The following is a 16849-nucleotide window of genomic DNA, read 5'->3' as shown; positions in this document are numbered from 1 at the left end:
GAGGGGGTGGTTTCCGGGAGCACCCGGAACCCACCGCCGGTGCGAGTGGGTACTGCAGACCGAGACCGGGATCCGACCGGGAGATCAGACCCGGTGGGAGCGCTCTCACGCTGTCGGACCATCCTGACTGTGACGCACGGCACTGTCAAGTGGGAGCGCTTCCACGGCTGACGGATTCTTGATGGAACCTGCATCGTCGCAGGTCAGGGGCCGCGCCTACCTCGTCGCGTGATCGGATCGTTATCCGATTCGCGCTCTCCGCCGCTCCCGGCACGCCGCTAGAGTGGCGCATGCCCCGCTTCCCGAGCCAGGAGAACCAGTTCCGATGACGCATGAACCCTCCTCCCCCTGGACCATCGTTCTCGGGGAACTCGACGAGAAGATGGGCGTCCGGATCGTGGAGCAGTCGGTCGAGCGCGTGGTGGCCACCATGCCGGTGACCGGCAACCGCCAGTCCTTCGGCCTCCTCCATGGTGGCGCCTCCCTGGCGGTCGGCGAGGCCGTCGGTTCGTGGGCAGCCGTGATCCACGCCTCGACGCTCGGGAAGACCGCCGTCGGAGTGGATGTCTCCGCGACACACCACAGGGGTGCCCGCGAGGGCACGGTGACCATCACGGCGACGCCCATCCACCTGGGCCGCACCCTGACCACCCACGAGGTGCTGCTCACCAACGAGGCGGGGCAGCGCCTCTGCACCCTCCGCATCACCAATCTGCTCCTCGACAGGCCCATCCCGGCCGGTAGCGTGGAGGGATGAGCAGGCACTGGCCATCCGGGTTCCGCGCAGCCCTCCTCGCCGTCGTCGCCCTCGGCGCGACCCCGATGCTCGGTGGTGCCGCCGGCCCCGCCGCAGCACCGCCGCGGGACGCGCTGTCCTACGTGGCGCTCGGCGACTCCTATGCCTCCGGATTCGGTGCCGGGTCCTACTCCGACGACTGCGGCCGGTCCCCGCTCGGCCTGCCCGGCCTGCTCGACGACAGGGAACAGGTGGACCTGATCGCGGATGCCACGTGCGCCGGCGCGAGGGTCGCGGACCCGGGCGATGCCGGCGGTCCTCGCGACCTGCCGGAGCAGGTCGCGCAGGTCGTCGCCGCCGGCGCCCTGTCCGCCGACACCGACCTGGTGAGCATCTCGGCCGGCGGGAACGACGCAGGCTTCGGTGAGGTGGCAGCGGTGTGCGCCTCGCAGCCTCCGGCGGTCTGCTCGGAGGTGATCGCCGCGCGGAACACGACGTCGCTCCCCGTGCTGGCAGGAGCTCTGGACACGCTCTACGGAGACATCCGCGCCGCGGCACCGGATGCCACAGTCCTCGTCACCGGGTACCCGCACCTCTTCTCCCCGGCGTTCGGCAACGAGGTCATCCCCCTGGCCTCGCAGGAGGCGTTCAACGCCGGCACGGACGAACTCAACGCCGCGATCCGGGAGCGCGCCGAGGCCGCCGGCTTCGTGTTCGTCGATCTCGTGCCGGCCTTCGAAGGTCACGGCCTCGGCTCCCCCTCGCCGTGGATCACGCTCCGGGCCGACGCGATCGACAACCTGCACCCCACGGCCGAGGGCTACCGGGACGGGTACTACTCCGCGGTGCGCGGCACCGTGGACCTCGACCGGCTCCGGTGCCAGGCACCCCGGTGACAGGGCCGCGAGCGGCGCTTACGGGGCTCCTCACGTGGTGCGCCATGCTCGACCCGGAGGGCAACGAGTTCTGCATCACGTGACCTCGGCCAGCGGGGCCACCGACGCATCGACGCGGACTCAGACCGCGCGCCACGACTCCCGCAGCGCATCGATCCCGTCCAGAAGCACGTCCAGCCCTACGGCGAACTCCTCGTCGTAGTCGTAGCCGGACCGCGCCAGTTCGACGACCACCTCCATCAGGTAGGGGTACAGCTCCGCGGCCTCGGAGGCCTGCCCCTCCCGTGTCGCGGCAGCCACCTCGGCGGACTCCTCCGGCGTCTCGAACGACAGCGTCTTCTGCTGCAGGGCGAAGCCGTAGACGTAGGCGTCCAGGGCGGAGGTGACGTGGACGGTGGACCGGAAGGAGAAACCGCTCTCGCGCAGGCACCCCATCATCGCGTTGTGCTGCCGCAGGTTCTCCGGCCCTGGAGGGCCGTGGGCCTCCATCAGGCCGATGGCCCAGCGATGGCGGGTGAGCGCGGCGCGCAGGGAGACGGCGCGCTCACGCATGGCCCGCTTCCAGCCCCGTTCGGCACCCGGCTCGGTCACCTCGCCCCAGACGATGTCCACCATCCCGTCGAGCAGGTCCTGCTTGTTCGCGACGTGCTTGTAGAGCGCCATGGGGACCACTCCGAGGCCCTGAGCGAGCGTGCGCATCGTGAAGCCGTCGATCCCCACGTCGTCGGCGAGCTCGATGCCTGCGCGCAGCACAACCTGCCGGTTGAGGCGACGCCGCCCGGGCTCCTCCTGCTGGGCCACGGCTGCTCCTTCCCTGATATGGACTGGACCGTTGACAAAGTGTACGTGATACACCTACGGTCATCCCCAAGGTGTACAACGTACACATCAAGCCGACAGGAGCATCATGACATCCGACGACAGGGCTGCCCGCATAGCCGGGATCTTCTTCCTCCTCACGTTCATCTCGGCGATCGCGGGTGCCGTGCTCTACGCGCCGGTGCTCACCGACCCCGGTTACGTCGGCGGACCGGGGGCGGACGTCCGTATCCTCCTCGGCGTCGTGTGCGAGATCGTGCTGGTCATCACGAACATCGGCACGGCGATCGTCCTCTTCCCCGTGCTCCGGCGCCACCACGAGGCGGCGGCCCTCGGCTACGTCGCCGCGCGGATCATGGAGTGCGCCCTCATCGTCGTCGGAATGCTCGGCATGCTGACCGTCGTCACCCTCCGCCGGTCCGCAGTCCAGGGGGACGGCGGGGACACCGAGTCCTACCTGCCCGTGGCCCGCGCCCTCGTTGCTCTCCATGACTGGACGTTCCTCCTCGGCCCCGGCTTCGTCGTCGGGATCGGGAACGGTCTGCTGCTCGGGTTCCTCCTGTACCGGTCGGGCCTCGTGCCCCGTCGAATGGCGCTGCTGGGCCTCATCGGAGGGCCCCTCATGTCGGCCTCCGGGATCGCCGTGCTCTTCGGCGCCTACGAACAGACGTCGGTCTGGTCCGGGTTGGCCACACTCCCGGAGATCGCGTGGGAGGCATCGCTCGGGATCTACCTCGCGTTCGTGGGGTTCCGGCGGAAGGGCCCCGAGGGCATCGAGGGCGCCAAGGGCGTCGAGGGTGCCGCCGGAACGGCAACGGCATCGCACCTCGCTCCGTGACGGTACCCGCAGGCGCCTCGGGAGCACCCTGACTGCCGACGAGGCATTCCTCGACAGGATGATCGCCGAGGGACACGCCCGTGCGTCGGACGTGATCGAACGCCACGGCAGGCGTGTCTGGAAGGACGGCACGGCGATCTGCCGTGCGGACGACGTGGGGCGACCGGGCCGCGAGCGCATGCTCTTCCAGCCGGTCCCTGAACCGAAGACCGTGAAGAACCGCATGCATATCGACATCGACCTCGCCGGCTCGGACCGGGACGAACAGCGTGCACTGCTCGAGGCGAGGGGCGCCCGCTACGTGGAGCGGCACTCACAGGGCCCCCTCACGTGGCACGTCATGCTCGACCCGGAGGGCAACGAGTTCTGCATCGCGTGACCACGGCCACTGGAGCCACCCGAGCCGCCGCCGGCTGCCGCGCGGCTAGACTCGACGGGTGACTTCAGAGCTTCCCGCCAAGGTATCCGACATCTTCGACCCGACCCGCTGGCGGGTCGTGACGGGATTCGAGGACTTCACGGACCTGACGTACCACCGGGCGGTGGAACGCGACGCCGCAGGCGCCGTGGTCCGCGACCTCCCCACCGTGCGCATCGCCTTCGACCGACCCGAGGTACGCAACGCGTTCCGCCCGGGCACCGTCGACGAGCTCTACCGGGCGCTCGACCACGCCCGCATGTCTCCCGACGTCGCCACCGTCCTGCTCACCGGCAACGGCCCGAGCCCCCGCGACGGCGGCCACTCCTTCTGCTCCGGCGGGGACCAGCGCATCCGAGGCCGCGACGGCTACCGGTACGCCGGGGGCGAGACGACCGAGACCATCGACCCGGCGCGCGCCGGCCGCCTCCACATCCTCGAGGTCCAGCGGCTCATCCGCACCATGCCCAAGGTCGTCATCGCCGTCGTCAACGGCTGGGCGGCCGGAGGCGGGCACAGCCTCCACGTGGTCGCGGACCTGACCGTCGCCTCCGCGCAGCACGGCCGGTTCAAGCAGACGGACGCCACCGTGGGCAGCTTCGACGCCGGCTACGGCTCAGCCCTCCTGGCCCGGCAGATCGGCCAGAAGAAGGCGCGGGAGATCTTCTTCCTGGCCCGCGAGTATTCCGCACAGGACATGGTGGAGATGGGCGCGGTGAACGAGGCCGTGGACCACGCGGTCCTCGAGGAGACCGCGCTCGCATATGCCGCGGACATCGCCCGCCAGAGCCCGCAGGCCATCCGCATGCTCAAGTTCGCCTTCAACCTCCCCGACGACGGCCTGGCGGGTCAGCAGGTGTTCGCGGGCGAGGCTACCCGCATGGCATACATGACGGACGAGGCGGTGGAGGGCAAGGAGGCGTTCCTCGAGAAGCGGGCCCCTGACTGGTCCCCGTTCCCCTACTACTTCTAGGAGCGGCGTGGAACTCCTGCCCGTCCACACCCCTGATGGCTTCGACCCCCTCGGGCTGCTGAAACCCCTCGCCGCGGCCCTCGCGGGCGAGGGCCCCGCGGTCGCACCCCATGTTCGGCCGGACCAGACTTTCGACGGCACACTGCCGAACGACGAGATCGCAGCGGTGATCAGCACGTCCGGTTCCACGGGCGTGCCGAAGCAGACGATGCTCAGCGTCGACGCCCTGGCCGCGTCCGCCATGGGTACCGCCTTCGCGCTCAAGGCCGAGGGGCAGTGGCTGCTGACGCTCCCCGTACACTACGTCGCCGGCTTCCAGGTGCTCGTGCGGTCCCTGTTCGCCGGTACGCAGCCGTGGGTCATGGACACGACCGCGGGCTTCACGCCGGAGGCCTTCACCAGTGCCGCGGGAGAACTGACCGACCGGGTCCGGTTCACCTCGCTGGTCCCGACACAGCTCCACCGGCTGCTGGCCGATCCGTCGCCGGAGACCCTCCGCGTCCTGCGCCGGTTCGACGGGATACTCCTCGGCGGAGCTCCGGCCGGGGCGTCGCTGCGCTCCCTCGCCCGCAGCCACGGCCTGAAGGTCGTCGAGACGTACGGCATGAGCGAGACCTGCGGTGGCTGCGTCTACGACGGCACGCCCCTCGACGGCGTGGAACTCCGCTCGGTGGGCGGCCGCCTGCGGATCGGCGGACCCGTGCTGGCCGAGGGCTACTTCGGCGCACCGGACCTCTCCGGGGAGAAGTTCGTCTTCAACTCCGGTGAGCGCTGGTTCGTCACCGACGACGCCGGCGAGGTGGCACCCGACGGGTCGGTCACCGTGCACGGGCGCCTCGATGACGTCATCATCACGGGCGGCCTGAAGGTGTCCGCGACGAGGGTCTCCGACGTCATCGAGGCACTGGCCGGGGTGGAGCAGGCTCTGGTGCTCGGCATCTCCAGTGAGGAATGGGGCACAGCCGTGGCTGCGGCGGTGGTGGGTGACGTCGCCGCCGAGGTCATCCAGCAGGCCGTCCACGTCGAACTGGGAGCGCACGCCGTCCCCAAAGCCATCGTCTCCCTCGACGCCCTGCCCCTGCTGCCGGGCGGCAAGCCCGACCGCCGTGCCATCTCCATGCTCCTCGAACGCGCCTAGGCGTTCCAGGCATCCCGCTTCCCGCTCGACCCGACGACAAGGACCTCCCCGTGGCGACTGCCGCACAGTGGCTTGAAGGAGCCCGCCCCCGCACCCTGCCCATGGCCCTCGCCCCCGTGATCATCGGGAGCGCGGCCGCGTTCGGGCTGGGCTCGTTCAAACCGCTCAACGCGGTGCTCGCGGCGATCGTCTCGGTCCTGCTGCAGGTGGGCGTGAACTACGCCAATGACTACTCGGACGGTATCCGCGGAACGGACGACGAGCGCGTGGGTCCGCTGCGCCTCACCGGATCCGGGGTGGCCCGGCCCCGGCAGGTGAGGAACGCGGCGTTCGCCTGCTTCGGTCTCGCCGTCCTCGCGGGCCTCGCACTGATCCTGCTGTCGCAGGCGTGGGTGCTGCTGCTCGTGGGCGTGGGCTGCGTCGCCGCCGCGTGGGGCTACACCGGAGGCAAGAACCCGTACGGGTACCTGGGCCTGGGCGACCTGTTCGTCTTCGTGTTCTTCGGGCTCGTCGCAACACTGGGCACCACCTTCACCCAGGCCGACCGGCTGAGCGCGGCGGCGTGGATCGGTGCGGTCAGCACGGGCCTGATCGCGATGGCCCTGCTCATGGCCAACAACGTGCGCGACATCCCGACGGACAGCGCGGTGGGCAAGCGGACCCTCGCGGTGCGGCTCGGGGACACCCCCGCTCGGATCAGCTACGTGATGATGCTCGCCGCCGCCGTCCTGCTGCCGCTGTTCCTCAGCTACGACTACCCGTGGGTGCTGCTCGTCCTGCTGCTCGTGCCGGCCTGCCTGATGCCGAGCTGGCTCATGCTCAAGGGCAAGAAGCGCAAGAGCCTCATCCCCGTCCTGAAGCAGACCGGCCTGATCAACCTGGCGTTCAGCGTCCTCTTCGCCGCCGGGATCGTGGTCACGACGGCCCTCGCCTAGCCGGGCCGCAGCGTCCGTATCAGGCCGTGTTGCCGCGGGGCTTGCGGTCCGCGTTGACCGGGGTGTTGGGGTCCAGTGCATCCTCGGCGGCGGCGTCGTCGACCTCCACGGCCGTCCGCACGGGCGGGGCGCCCGGGGTGAGCCGGCGCTGCAGCGTGGCCGCGGCAGCGTCGCGCAGGTTCCGTGCGAAGAGGTAGGTCACGCACCAGGCGAGGACCGCGGCGACCACCGCGGAGAGGAACAATCCGAGGCCCAGCAGTACGCACGCCACGTAGAAGACGACGATCAGGAGCAGGCGCAGTGCTGTGAATTTGAGGAAGGCCACGCTCCAAGTTTACTCGCCTACAATTGGCGCATGCCCCGCCTCCTCCTCTTCGCCGCGATCCTGGCAGTCGCCGTCATCATCTATGCCCTGATCGATTGCGTCATGAGCCGAAAACACGAAGTGCGGAGCATCTCGAAGACCGCCTGGTTCCTCACCATCCTCCTGCTGCCGATCATCGGCGCCGGTATGTGGTTCCTGTTCGGTCGCCCCCGCAAGCAGGGGCCGTCCGGGCCGCGACGCCCCTCGCCGCGCCAGCCCACCGCCCCGGACGACGATCCCGCGTTCCTCCAGAACCTCGAGACCCAGCGCTGGCAGCGGGCCCGCGAGGAGGAGAGGCGCCGGCGCGAGCAGGAGCAGAAGGAACGCGACGCGAAAGCGCGCGACGCGAAGGCGCGCGAGACCGGCAAGGACTCCCCCGCCCGTGAGGACAAGCACGACGGCGAGGGCAACGACGACGCCGGGTCCGGTTCCGCAGGAGCCCGCCACCCCTGACGGGAAGTACCCGTCCCATCAGAACCGCCCCTCAGGACCGCCCCTCATGAGCGCCCCTCATGAGCGCCCCTCCGCGATGATCATGCCCACCGAGCCGCCCGCTCGGTGGGCATCGTCGTTCCTGCAGAGTGTGCCGCCCGGCTCCGTGAGCGGTGAGGTCCCGGACTGCTGGACCGCGCCGCTCGGTGGGCGGCGCGGTTCCGGCTCCCAGCGCCGCCGGGCTCCGTGAGCGGCGAGCACATGTCCCGGACACACGAGAGCCCCGCAGCGGATGCTGCGGGGCTCTCGTGGAAGGCGCCCGATCAGACGCCGGAGTAGCTGTGCAGTCCCGAGAAGTAGATGTTCACGATCGTGAAGTTGAAGACGATGCAGAGGTACCCGACGATCGACAGCCACGCCGCACGCGTGCCCGTCCAGCCACGCGTCGCGCGGGCGTGCAGGTACCCGGCGTAGACCGTCCAGATCACGAAGGTCCAGACCTCCTTGGTGTCCCAGCCCCAGTACCGGCCCCAGGCCTGCTCGGCCCAGATGGCGCCCGCCATCAGGGTGAAGGTCCAGCCGACGAACGCGACGGCGTTGAGGCGGTAGGACAGGTTCTCCAGGCTCAGGGCGGACGGCACGAGGCGCAGGAACCGGGCGGTGTCGGCCTTGCCGGCGAGGAGCTTGGCCTCGCGCGAGGTCTGCAGGAGCTGCAGCACCGACATGGAGAACGTGATGGTGAAGAGCGCCGAGGACGCCACCGCGATGGAGACGTGCACGATCAGCCAGTAGCTCTGCAGGGCCGGGATCAGGCGGGCGACGGGCGTCGGGAACCCGACGGTGGCGGCGCACAGCATGATGACCACGAGCCCCACCACGAAGGAGCCCACGAATCGGAGGTCCTTGCGCGTGAGCGCGATGAGGAAGATGAGCGCGACGAGGAACGCACCGGTGGTGCAGAACTCGTACATGTTGCCCCACGGCACCCGGTGCGCCGCGATGCCACGCGTGATGACGGCGGCGCCGTGGATCACCGCGGCCAGGACGGTCAGCGAGACGGCCACGCGGGCCAGTCCGCGCCGGGGGCCGGAACCGTAGTCCATGGAGTCGTCGGCCGTCGCCGGTGCGGTGGGGACGGCCGCCGTCGACGACCCTGCCCCGCGCACACCGACCCCGGCGAGGGCACGGGCCGGAGCGGCCTTCTCGCCGGCGAGGCGCGACTCGAGCGCCCCGATGGTGGAGCTCGACTTCACGAGGTCGAGCACGAAGAAGACCAGGGCCACCACGTAGGCGATGGAGGCCAGGAGCATGAAGAGCTCACTGACCTGCCCGAGCTCGGCATTGACTGGTTGTGGCATCAGATGTCCTTTGCGTCGTGGTGCACAGAGCCGGCTGCCGGCTGCGCGGCCCCCTGCTCCCTATGGTCCCCCGCGGGTGCGGACGGGACCAACCAGTGGTCCGCCAGCAGTTTCTCGACCGCCCTGCCCTCGGCGAGGAGCCGGGGGTCCTCGCCGCGGGCCAGCAGTCCGTATTCCAGCATGATGCGTCCGTCCGGATGCTCCCCGGTCCGTACCCACAGCCTGCGGCGCCCGATGAACAGGGAGGCCGTCAGCCCGAGCAGGGCCAGCGTCGAGAACACGAGGGCTCCCACCTGACCCGGGTCGTGGTGGATGTCCAGGGCGATGTAGCGCTTGAGCCCGTCGAACGTGACCGATCCCTTGCCCTCGGGCAGGTCGTAGGTCTGGCCGACGCCGAGCACGATGCCGCCGTCGTCGTTGTTCCGGCTGTTGAGCTCGGTCAGGTTCTCCGTGTCGAGGACGTACACGTTCTCCGGGGTGCCGTCGTCGAGCCCCAGGTCCCCGTAGTAGGAGTTGAGGTTGAGCTGCGGATTGAAGGGGTCCGGGTCCCGTGAGAAGGACACGCCCTCCTCGTCGACGAACGCCGTGGGGAGGAAGAAGCCCACGAAGCCGAGCTGGTCCGGCTTGGCGTCCGGCGCCTTGAGGACGAACAGGGAGGTGTAGAGGGCGTCGGAGGGGACCGAGACGACGGGACCCTGCGACGCGACGTTGCCCTCGCCGTCGCGGACGGTCACGACGGGCGCATAGCCGTTACCCACGAGGTACACGTTCGTGCCGCCGATGGTGAGCGGTGCGTTGACCTTGAGGACCTGCTGCTCCTCGTCCTCGCCGGGGCCGTCCTGCGTGGTGACGGCGGCGGTGAAGTCGAGCGGCTGGCCGTAGTGGCTCTCCTGCTCGCGGTCGAAGCGGACGTCGAAGGAGTCGAGGCGGAGGGAGTAGGGCGTGAGCCGGTCGTCGGAGAAGTTCGAGCCGGGGCTGAAGCTGTCGTAGCCGATCAGGGTGTTGACGAAGCTGTCGCCCTCGACGAGGACCTTCTGCCCGTTGTAGCCGAAGAGCCCGCCGACGGCCACCGAGACCAGCACGCCGATCAGGGAGGTGTGGAACACGAGGTTGCCGAGCTCCTTGGCGAGGCCGCGTTCGGCGCCGACGGACGGACGCTCCGTCACGGCGTCGCGCACGTCCACGCGGTATCCGCGCTTCTTCAGGAGTGCGGCGGTCTGCTCGGCGGCGGCGGCGGGGGTGAGCCGTGCGTCCCGGGCGCGGTGAGCGGGCACCTCGAGCGTGCCGTAGACGGGCAGGCGCGAGAGCCGCTTGGGCGTCCGCGGGGGCTTCGAACGGACGGCCCTGAAGTGGGCGATGGCACGCGGGATCACGCAGCCGATGAGCGACACGAACAGCAGGAGGTAGATCGCGGAGAACCAGACCGACGAGTAGACGTCGAAGAGCTGGAACCAGTCGAGGACGGGCCCGGTATCGGGGTTGTCCTGGAGGTACTGCGTGACGACGGCGGGGTTCGCGGGCCGCTGCGGGAACAGCGAACCGGGCACGGCCGCGACGGCGAGAAGCAGGAGCAGGAACAGTGCGGTCCGCATGCTCGTCAGCTGTGTCCATGCCCACCGCAGGGTGCCGAGGAACCCGAGCGAGGGCAGGACGACGTCGGACCCGGCGCGCCCGGCGCCCGCCCTGTCCTTCGTGTCCTGCGAGACGTCCTGCTTCACTGTGCCCTTTCCATCGGTCGCGAGCCCTCGTGGCGTGATGCGGTGCTGCGTGTCATATCGGCAGGACCACGTTCCCGATCAGCAGATCCTGCAGCTGCGTGATGAGCAGGTTCCAGACGCCGCTCACCATGAGGACGCCGACGAGCACGAGCATCCCACCCCCGGCCCGCTGCAGGAGCAGCCGGTGCCTCCGGAAGAACGCGAGCGCACCCATGCCGCGGCGCACCCCGAGCGCGATCAGCACGAACGGCAGCCCGAGCCCCATGCAGTAGACGAACGTGAGCACGGCGCCCTTGAGTGCCGTGGCATCGTCGCCGGAGATGGCGAGCAGCTGAACGGCGCCGAGGGTGGGCCCGATGCACGGCGCCCAGCCGAGGCCGAAGGTGACACCGAGCAGGGGTGCCCCCAGCAGGCCGGCAGGCACCCTGGCGTGCACGCGGCTCTCGCGCTGGAACCAGGAGAGGCCGCCCATGAAGACGATCCCCAGGAGGATCACGACGACGCCGAACACCTGGATGAGCCACCCCTGGGAGACGCGCAGGAAGGCGCCGAGCTGACCGAACAGCGTGCCGTAGGCCATGAAGACCACGGAGAAACCGAGGACGAACAGCCCGATCCCCGCGACCATCCGCCCCCTCCTCTGCTTCTCGAGGTCCACCCCGGTCAGTCCCGTGACGTACCCGAGGTACCCGGGCACCAGCGGCAGGACGCAGGGTGAGGCGAAGGAGACGAGGCCTGCCAGCAGGGCCACCGGCAGGGCGAGCAGCATGGAACCGTTGAGGACGGCGTCGGCGAAGCCGTTCCCCGCGGCGAGCGGGACGGACGCCGGCAGGCCCGCCGACAGGATGGTCGGGGGATTCATCGGCACGGCGCGACGGGCGCGCTACTCGGCGAGGGCATCGGCGATCAGGGCCTTGAGCGTGCTGCGGTCCGCGAGCCCGAGGATCCGGGCGGAGACCCGCCCCTCGCGGTCGAGGACGATCGTCGTGGGAACGGCCTGCGGCGGCACGTACTGCGTCATGTCGAGCAGCACCCTGCCGTCCTTGTCGTCGAAGCTGCCGTAGGGGATGCCGAAGCTGCGTTCGAAGGCTTCGGCCGTCGCGCGCTCGTCGCGGATGTTCACGCCGTAGAAAGCGGCACCCTGCGGGCCGAACTCGTCGTGAAGCGACACCAGGTCCGGCGCCTCCTCGCGACAGGGGGCACAGGAGGCGTACCAGAAGTTGAGGACGGTCACCTGGCCGTCCCACTCCTCGCTGGAGACGGACGTGCCGTCGAACAGGGCACCCTTGACCTCGACGGGCTCGCCCCGGTCCGATTCGGCGTACTCGGTGACGGAACCGTCACCGGCGATGTAGTTCTTGCCGTCGCCCGCGGCCGCCTGCTGCGCGAGCGGGTCCTCGGCCGCACACGACGTCACCGCGAGCGAGACGGGCACGGTGAAGGCCAGGGCCATCCCCAGCGTGAGCAGGCGACGACGCTTCGTGGAGCGAATGCTTGAAGTCACGGCATCTTCCGTTGATTTCTACGACGTGTAGTAATTCTATTACGCGCCGGGGACATTCGCCGCACCGGGCAGCAGGTCGGCGCAGGGCTCGGCGTAGCGCACCCGCTCGATGGTGTCGCCCACGAAGTCGATCGACGTGATCGAGGTGAGGGTGCACTCGCGCTGCCGCGGGTCGTGCCACAGCCGGCGGCGCTCCGCGGCGAGCCGTGTGACCCAGATGGGGAGCTGGTGGCTGACCATGATGACTTCGGCAGGGCGGTCCGAGGTGTCGCCGGCAAGTTCGACGGCGCGGCGGCGCGCGTCCTGCACGCCGGCGAGCACGCGCTCGGCCTGCAGGGCGTAGGGCTCGCCCCACGACGGCCGGAAGGGGTTGACGAGCAGCGGCCAGTAGCGCGGCTGGCGGAGGCGGCTCTTGATCCGTGACATCCCTTCGAACCGGTTCTCCGCCTCGATGATGCGCGGATCGGTGGTGATGTCGAGGCCGAGCGATTCCGCCACCGGCTGCGCCGTCTCCTGCGCGCGGACGAGCGGGGAGGCCACGAGGTGCACGATGTTGGCCCCGGCGCGACGCCGTTCCTCGAAGTGGCCGGCCATCTGCGCGGCCATCCGACGGCCGAGGTCGGAGAGGTGGAATTCGGGGAGTCGGCCGTACAGGACGCCCTCGGGGTTGTAGACCTCACCGTGGCGCACCAGGTGGACGGTTGATCGCTGCATTCCTCCAGTTTCCCGCATGCGCGCGCACTAGGGCGAATCGGGGAACCGGCGAACCCGTGCCTCGACCCGCGGTGCGGCGCGGTTTGTTGAACATTTGACCCATCCATGGAATAAATCATGCATACGCATGCTTATCCTTGGCGTACACATCGTCCGGCCCACCTTCAGGAGTTCATCATGACCGTTCCCTCCAGCCTCACCGCAGGCACCTGGTCCTTCGACCCCGCGCACAGCGAGGTCGGGTTCAGCGTCCGCCACGCCGGCATCAGCAAGGTGCGCGGGTCCTTCGGCGACGTCGACGCCTCCCTCACCGTGGGATCCTCGCTCGAGGACTCCAGCATCTCCGCGACCGTCCGCACCGCCTCCTTCACCTCGGGTGACGCCAACCGCGACGGTCACGTCAAGGGCGCCGACTTCTTCGACGTCGAGGAGTTCCCCGAGATGACCTTCGTCTCCACCTCCCACGAAGGCTCGGGCGAGACCTACCGCATCCACGGCGACCTGACCATCCGCGGCATCACCAAGTCCGTGGTGCTCGACGCCGAGTTCAACGGCGTGGCCGTGGACCCCTTCGGCGCCACCCGCGCGGGCGTCTCCGCTTCCACGAGCATCTCCCGCAAGGACTTCGGCCTCACCTGGAACGCAGCCCTCGAGGCCGGCGGAGTGCTTGTGGGCGACAAGGTGACCATCACCATCGAGGCAGCCTTCGTGGCCCCCGCCGTCGCGACGGTCTGATCCACCCGGTCCGATCCACCGGTCCGATTCACCCAGCTGATTCACCCAGCTGATTCACCCAGCTGATTCTCCGCGGCCCTCGGGCTGCCCGCTCCAGCCGGCGCTGTCCCCGTGACGGCGCCGGCTGTTGCCGTTGGGCCCTGTTCCGGCCGGCAACCGACGAACTACCCTTGCAGTGACCACATCCGCGTCGGGTACGTCCAATGGGGGCACCGGCGCACGGATGACCGCACCGCAGCGCAACGGAGGACGCCGAGATGAGCACGCCACAGGACAACCCAGGGACCGGGCAGGGCGACGGGCCGGCCTGGAACCCGCCCGGAACGAGCGGCAGCCAGACGCCGGCGGGCCAGTACGGCCAGCAGGGGCAGCAGGGCCAGTACGGCCAGCGGGACGGCCAGCAGGGCCAGTACGGCCAGCCAGGGCAGTACGGCCAGCAGGGCCAGGGCCAGTCCGGCTACCAGGCGGCCCAGCCCTACGCCTATCCCGGCGGCGGTGCGCTGCCTCAGCAGGCGGACAAGGGCCCAGCCCCCAAGGAGGTCATGAGGGCCTACTACCTCATCCTGGCCGCCGGCGCCCTGTACCTCGTCTCGTCCGTCATCACCTCGCTGACGACGGAGACGACAGGCCTCCCCGGCGCTTCCGTGGGTGTGGCGTTCGGCCTGGTGTTCGCCGTCGTCTTCACGGCCATCTACGTGGTCCTGGCCATCTTCATCCGGCGCGGCCAGAACTGGGCACGCATCACCGCCACCGTACTGGCGGCACTCGACGTCCTGGCGGTCGCCTCGACCCTGGTGCTCCTGCCGCTCGCGAGCGAGGCGGCCGCGTCGAGCGGCCAGACCATCCCGCCCACCTCCGGGCTCGCGACGGCCCTGAGTGTCGTCGTGATGCTCCTCGGCGTCGCCGGTGTCGTGATGACGTGGCTGAAGCCCGCGCGGCCCTACTTCGTGCCGCAGAAATTGGGTTACTGAGCGGGTAGGGACATGCCGCGGCGGTTCCGCAGCAGCATGATCACTGGGCGCGGGAGATCGGACCGAGGTCCGGCTCCTGCGCCCTCTGCGCGTGATAGGCCAGGATCTGCAGTTCCGTGGCCATGTCCACCTTGCGCAACTGCACGTGCGGCGGCACCTGCAGGACCACGGGCGCGAAGCTGAGGATGCTCGAGATGCCCGCTGCGACGAGCCTGTCGCACAGCTCCTGAGCGACCGCTCCGGGCACGGAGAGCACCGCCATGTTGGTGCGCGTCCTCTCCAGCACCGTCTCGAGGTCGTCGACTGCATTGACTCGGAGGTAGCCGACCTCCGCCCCCACCACGAGCTGGTCGGCGTCGAAGAGCGCCACGATCTCGAAGCCCCGTGACACGAAGCCGGAGTACCCGGCGAGCGCACGGCCGAGATTACCGGCCCCGATGATGGCCACCCGCCAGTCGAGAGTGAGGCCGAGGGCGAGGGAGATCTGGCGATTGAGGACCTGCACGTCGTAGCCGACCCCCCGGGTGCCGTACGAGCCCAGGTAGGAGAGGTCCTTGCGCAGCATGGGCGAGTTCACTCCGGCCGCGTCCGCCAACTCCTCCGACGACACGCGTTCGGTGCCCTCGGCGAGCAGCGCGTTGAGGGCCCGCAGGTAGATGGTGAGGCGGGCAACGGAGGCGGGCGGGATGTGGCGGGCCCCGTCCCCCACGGGGTGGAGGCCTGGCATGTCCGGTGGTGTCACTGTCATCGGCTCCGTTGCTAGCGCCACCGTCCGCGGTGGGCGGGCGGGCCCTCCGGCACCTCGTCGGGGGCGGAAGTACCCCCACTGTATGCCGCGCGTGCGGGGTCACCAAGCCGGCGGTCGGAACCCCCGCGGACGGGCTCAGGCACCCGGCGACGGGGACAGCAGCCGGCGGAGCCTGGCCTCGTCGATCGACCAGAAATCACGCTGCACGCCGTCGATGAACAGGACCGGCAGTTCCTCGGCGAAGCGCGCCCCGAGCGCGGGTGCCTCGACCACGGAGAGTTCCCGCCAGCCCAGCCCGACGTCGGCCGTCACCCGCGCCACCACCTCCCGCGCGTCCTCGCACAGGTGGCACTCGGGGCGGGTGAGGAGCACGACACCGGGGCCCGGCATCTCGGCTGGCGTTTCCATCCTCCCACCGTACTGCCGCGCCGCGGAGAGGGTCGGAGAGAGGGCAGGCAAGGGAAGAACTACACTACGAACATGCCGGACGCCGCCCGGGCCACGAAGCCCCTCCCAGAGCACCCGGCACCCCTCAGGGGGGAAGCGGCGTTCTTCGACGTCGACAACACCATGATGCGGGGCGCGAGCCTCTTCCATGTAGCCCGGAAGATGTACCAGCGGAAGGCCTTCACCCTGCGGTTCGCCGCGGGCCTGGCCTGGAAGCAGCTCCGCTTCATCATGCGCGGCGAGACCATGACCGATGTGAACTCGGTGCGGGATGCCGCCCTCGCCTTCGCCATCGGCATCGCCCACGAGGACATCCTGGCGCTCGGCGAGGAGGTCTACGACGAGATGATCGCGTCCAAGATCTGGCCGGGCGCCCGCGCCCTGGCCGAACAGCACCTCTCCTCCGGCCGGCAGGTCTGGCTCGTGACGGGGACACCCGTGGAGGTGGCGGGCGTCATCTCCAGCCGGCTGGGCCTGACCGGCGCCCTCGGGACGGTGGGGGAAGTAGCCGACGGCCTCTACACGGGCAAACTGGTCGGCGAATTCCTGCACGGCCCGGCCAAGGCGGCAGCGGTCCTGCTCCTCGCGGAACGCGAGAACCTCGACCTCGCACGGTGCTGGGGGTACAGCGACTCCTTCAACGACATCCCGCTGCTGAGCGTCGTCGGCCACCCCGTCGCCATCAACCCGGACAGCAGGCTGCGCCGCCATGCCCGCGCGAACAACTGGCCGGTGTACGACTTCCGCAGCGGCCGCCGCGCCGCCACGTTCGGCCTGCGTGCGGCCACCGTCGCCGGGTCCGTCTACGGACTGTGGCGCGGCTTCTCACGTTTCCGGAGCCGCTGACCACGTCCCGCCGTCGCGGGGCACGTCCTGCTCCCGCGTCCTGCCTCAGGAACGGCGACGGCCCGGGAACGACGACGGCCCGGGCCCCTGCCACATGGGCGGGGGTCCGGGCCGGTCGGCACGCACCGGCTCTGGGCCGGGCGGCTGGCTACTTCTTGTTGCGGCGCTGGTGACGCGTCTTGCGAAGCAGTTTGCGGTGCTTCTTCTTCGCCATACGCTTGCGGCGCTTCTTGATTACTGAACCCATAGAGTCCTCACA

Annotated in this window: 21 protein-coding genes; 11 read left to right on the top strand and 10 right to left on the bottom strand. The window is 69.9% G+C overall.

Annotated features, from left to right (window positions below; translation table 11 throughout):
- Nucleotides 1–325 precede the first annotated feature (325 nt).
- Nucleotides 326–757 carry a PaaI family thioesterase gene (locus tag AC4D2O_RS10140; RefSeq protein ID WP_490906894.1) on the top strand — a complete coding sequence of 144 codons (432 nt, stop codon included), beginning with the start codon at nt 326–328 and terminating at the stop codon, nt 755–757.
- The gene (locus AC4D2O_RS10135) at nt 754–1632 is read left to right on the top strand and encodes an SGNH/GDSL hydrolase family protein (RefSeq protein WP_490906893.1); all 879 of its coding nucleotides are present in this window, start codon (nt 754–756) and stop codon (nt 1630–1632) included. Before AC4D2O_RS10140 ends, AC4D2O_RS10135 begins: the two co-directional genes overlap by 4 nt.
- Before the next feature lie 120 nt (nt 1633–1752).
- Here AC4D2O_RS10135 and AC4D2O_RS10130 read toward each other — a convergent pair whose 3' ends face one another.
- Nucleotides 1753–2433 carry a TetR/AcrR family transcriptional regulator C-terminal domain-containing protein gene (locus AC4D2O_RS10130; RefSeq protein ID WP_490906892.1) on the bottom strand — a complete coding sequence of 227 codons (681 nt, stop codon included), beginning with the start codon at nt 2431–2433 and terminating at the stop codon, nt 1753–1755.
- Nucleotides 2434–2539: 106 nt separating this feature from the next.
- Here AC4D2O_RS10130 and AC4D2O_RS10125 point away from each other — a divergent pair, with 106 nt between their 5' ends.
- Genes AC4D2O_RS10125 through AC4D2O_RS10105 form a run of 5 tightly spaced genes read left to right on the top strand, consistent with a single transcriptional unit; the run spans nt 2540 to nt 6753 of the window.
- The gene (locus AC4D2O_RS10125; protein WP_490906890.1) at nt 2540–3289 is read left to right on the top strand and encodes a DUF4386 domain-containing protein; all 750 of its coding nucleotides are present in this window, start codon (nt 2540–2542) and stop codon (nt 3287–3289) included.
- A 58-nt stretch (nt 3290–3347) separates the two neighbouring features.
- Entirely contained in the window at nt 3348–3668 is a 321-nt protein-coding gene (locus AC4D2O_RS10120) for a VOC family protein (protein WP_490906889.1), read from the top strand.
- 58 nt (nt 3669–3726) lie between these two features.
- Nucleotides 3727–4680 (top strand): 1,4-dihydroxy-2-naphthoyl-CoA synthase, encoded by a 954-nt coding sequence (locus AC4D2O_RS10115; RefSeq protein WP_490906888.1) that lies wholly within the window; start codon nt 3727–3729, stop codon nt 4678–4680.
- A 7-nt stretch (nt 4681–4687) separates the two neighbouring features.
- On the top strand, nt 4688–5818 hold the full coding sequence (locus tag AC4D2O_RS10110) for an AMP-binding protein (protein WP_490906886.1): 1131 nt from the start codon (nt 4688–4690) through the stop codon (nt 5816–5818).
- A gap of 50 nt (nt 5819–5868) precedes the next feature.
- On the top strand, nt 5869–6753 hold the full coding sequence (locus AC4D2O_RS10105; RefSeq protein WP_490906885.1) for a 1,4-dihydroxy-2-naphthoate polyprenyltransferase: 885 nt from the start codon (nt 5869–5871) through the stop codon (nt 6751–6753).
- Between the two features lie 19 nt (nt 6754–6772).
- On the opposite strand, the gene AC4D2O_RS10100 is transcribed toward AC4D2O_RS10105, so the two are convergent.
- Nucleotides 6773–7078 carry a DUF4229 domain-containing protein gene (locus AC4D2O_RS10100; protein WP_490906883.1) on the bottom strand — a complete coding sequence of 102 codons (306 nt, stop codon included), beginning with the start codon at nt 7076–7078 and terminating at the stop codon, nt 6773–6775.
- 30 nt (nt 7079–7108) lie between these two features.
- Between AC4D2O_RS10100 and AC4D2O_RS10095 the strand changes: the two genes are divergently transcribed.
- Nucleotides 7109–7570, top strand: coding sequence for a PLD nuclease N-terminal domain-containing protein (locus tag AC4D2O_RS10095; protein ID WP_490906881.1), 462 nt, complete (start codon nt 7109–7111; stop codon nt 7568–7570).
- Nucleotides 7571–7872: 302 nt separating this feature from the next.
- Here the strand turns inward: AC4D2O_RS10095 and ccsB are convergent, their stop codons facing one another.
- From ccsB to AC4D2O_RS10070, 5 genes are all read right to left on the bottom strand, one after another.
- The gene (gene ccsB / locus AC4D2O_RS10090) at nt 7873–8907 is read right to left on the bottom strand and encodes a c-type cytochrome biogenesis protein CcsB (protein ID WP_490906880.1); all 1035 of its coding nucleotides are present in this window, start codon (nt 8905–8907) and stop codon (nt 7873–7875) included.
- Nucleotides 8907–10625 carry a cytochrome c biogenesis protein ResB gene (gene resB, locus AC4D2O_RS10085; protein WP_490906879.1) on the bottom strand — a complete coding sequence of 573 codons (1719 nt, stop codon included), beginning with the start codon at nt 10623–10625 and terminating at the stop codon, nt 8907–8909. The genes ccsB and resB overlap by 1 nt, the downstream gene beginning before the upstream one ends.
- 52 nt (nt 10626–10677) lie before the next feature.
- Nucleotides 10678–11394, bottom strand: coding sequence for a cytochrome c biogenesis CcdA family protein (locus AC4D2O_RS10080; RefSeq protein WP_490907493.1), 717 nt, complete (start codon nt 11392–11394; stop codon nt 10678–10680).
- 114 nt (nt 11395–11508) lie between these two features.
- Nucleotides 11509–12129, bottom strand: coding sequence for a TlpA family protein disulfide reductase (locus AC4D2O_RS10075; RefSeq protein WP_490906877.1), 621 nt, complete (start codon nt 12127–12129; stop codon nt 11509–11511).
- Nucleotides 12130–12168: 39 nt separating this feature from the next.
- A complete protein-coding gene (locus tag AC4D2O_RS10070) occupies nt 12169–12843 on the bottom strand; it encodes a histidine phosphatase family protein (protein ID WP_490906876.1) in 675 nt (224 codons plus the stop codon).
- 177 nt (nt 12844–13020) lie between these two features.
- Between AC4D2O_RS10070 and AC4D2O_RS10065 the strand changes: the two genes are divergently transcribed.
- Nucleotides 13021–13578 carry a YceI family protein gene (locus tag AC4D2O_RS10065; protein WP_490906875.1) on the top strand — a complete coding sequence of 186 codons (558 nt, stop codon included), beginning with the start codon at nt 13021–13023 and terminating at the stop codon, nt 13576–13578.
- 257 nt (nt 13579–13835) lie between these two features.
- Complete coding sequence (locus tag AC4D2O_RS10060) at nt 13836–14549, top strand: hypothetical protein (protein ID WP_490906872.1); 714 nt, start codon at nt 13836–13838, stop codon at nt 14547–14549.
- 40 nt (nt 14550–14589) lie between these two features.
- On the opposite strand, the gene AC4D2O_RS10055 is transcribed toward AC4D2O_RS10060, so the two are convergent.
- Together AC4D2O_RS10055 and AC4D2O_RS10050 are read right to left on the bottom strand one after the other, a co-directional pair.
- Entirely contained in the window at nt 14590–15297 is a 708-nt protein-coding gene (locus tag AC4D2O_RS10055) for a redox-sensing transcriptional repressor Rex (RefSeq protein ID WP_490906869.1), read from the bottom strand.
- Between the two features lie 135 nt (nt 15298–15432).
- Nucleotides 15433–15687, bottom strand: coding sequence for a glutaredoxin family protein (locus tag AC4D2O_RS10050; RefSeq protein ID WP_490907492.1), 255 nt, complete (start codon nt 15685–15687; stop codon nt 15433–15435).
- A 90-nt stretch (nt 15688–15777) separates the two neighbouring features.
- On the opposite strand from AC4D2O_RS10050, the gene AC4D2O_RS10045 reads away from it, so the two are divergent.
- Nucleotides 15778–16590, top strand: coding sequence for an HAD family hydrolase (locus AC4D2O_RS10045; RefSeq protein ID WP_490906868.1), 813 nt, complete (start codon nt 15778–15780; stop codon nt 16588–16590).
- Between the two features lie 148 nt (nt 16591–16738).
- Here the strand turns inward: AC4D2O_RS10045 and AC4D2O_RS10040 are convergent, their stop codons facing one another.
- On the bottom strand, nt 16739–16837 hold the full coding sequence (locus tag AC4D2O_RS10040; protein ID WP_003792170.1) for a 30S ribosomal protein bS22: 99 nt from the start codon (nt 16835–16837) through the stop codon (nt 16739–16741).
- Nucleotides 16838–16849 lie beyond the last annotated feature (12 nt).

This window comes from Arthrobacter sp. TJ-238, assembly GCF_058269215.1.
Note: the sequence above shows the minus strand (reverse complement) of the source record. Positions and strands in the feature narration are given on the sequence as shown.

Coding starts and splice junctions, on each gene's coding strand:
- AC4D2O_RS10140 (WP_490906894.1), top strand. CDS start 326: ATGACGCATGAACCCTCCTCCCCCTGGACCATCGTTCTCGGGGAACTC.
- AC4D2O_RS10135 (WP_490906893.1), top strand. CDS start 754: ATGAGCAGGCACTGGCCATCCGGGTTCCGCGCAGCCCTCCTCGCCGTC.
- AC4D2O_RS10125 (WP_490906890.1), top strand. CDS start 2,540: ATGACATCCGACGACAGGGCTGCCCGCATAGCCGGGATCTTCTTCCTC.
- AC4D2O_RS10120 (WP_490906889.1), top strand. CDS start 3,348: ATGATCGCCGAGGGACACGCCCGTGCGTCGGACGTGATCGAACGCCAC.
- AC4D2O_RS10095 (WP_490906881.1), top strand. CDS start 7,109: ATGCCCCGCCTCCTCCTCTTCGCCGCGATCCTGGCAGTCGCCGTCATC.
- ccsB (WP_490906880.1), bottom strand. CDS start 8,907: ATGCCACAACCAGTCAATGCCGAGCTCGGGCAGGTCAGTGAGCTCTTC.
- AC4D2O_RS10080 (WP_490907493.1), bottom strand. CDS start 11,394: ATGCTGCTCGCCCTGCCGGTGGCCCTGCTGGCAGGCCTCGTCTCCTTC.
- AC4D2O_RS10070 (WP_490906876.1), bottom strand. CDS start 12,843: ATGCAGCGATCAACCGTCCACCTGGTGCGCCACGGTGAGGTCTACAAC.
- AC4D2O_RS10065 (WP_490906875.1), top strand. CDS start 13,021: ATGACCGTTCCCTCCAGCCTCACCGCAGGCACCTGGTCCTTCGACCCC.
- AC4D2O_RS10060 (WP_490906872.1), top strand. CDS start 13,836: ATGAGCACGCCACAGGACAACCCAGGGACCGGGCAGGGCGACGGGCCG.
- AC4D2O_RS10055 (WP_490906869.1), bottom strand. CDS start 15,297: ATGACAGTGACACCACCGGACATGCCAGGCCTCCACCCCGTGGGGGAC.
- AC4D2O_RS10050 (WP_490907492.1), bottom strand. CDS start 15,687: ATGCCGGGCCCCGGTGTCGTGCTCCTCACCCGCCCCGAGTGCCACCTG.
- AC4D2O_RS10045 (WP_490906868.1), top strand. CDS start 15,778: ATGCCGGACGCCGCCCGGGCCACGAAGCCCCTCCCAGAGCACCCGGCA.
- AC4D2O_RS10040 (WP_003792170.1), bottom strand. CDS start 16,837: ATGGGTTCAGTAATCAAGAAGCGCCGCAAGCGTATGGCGAAGAAGAAG.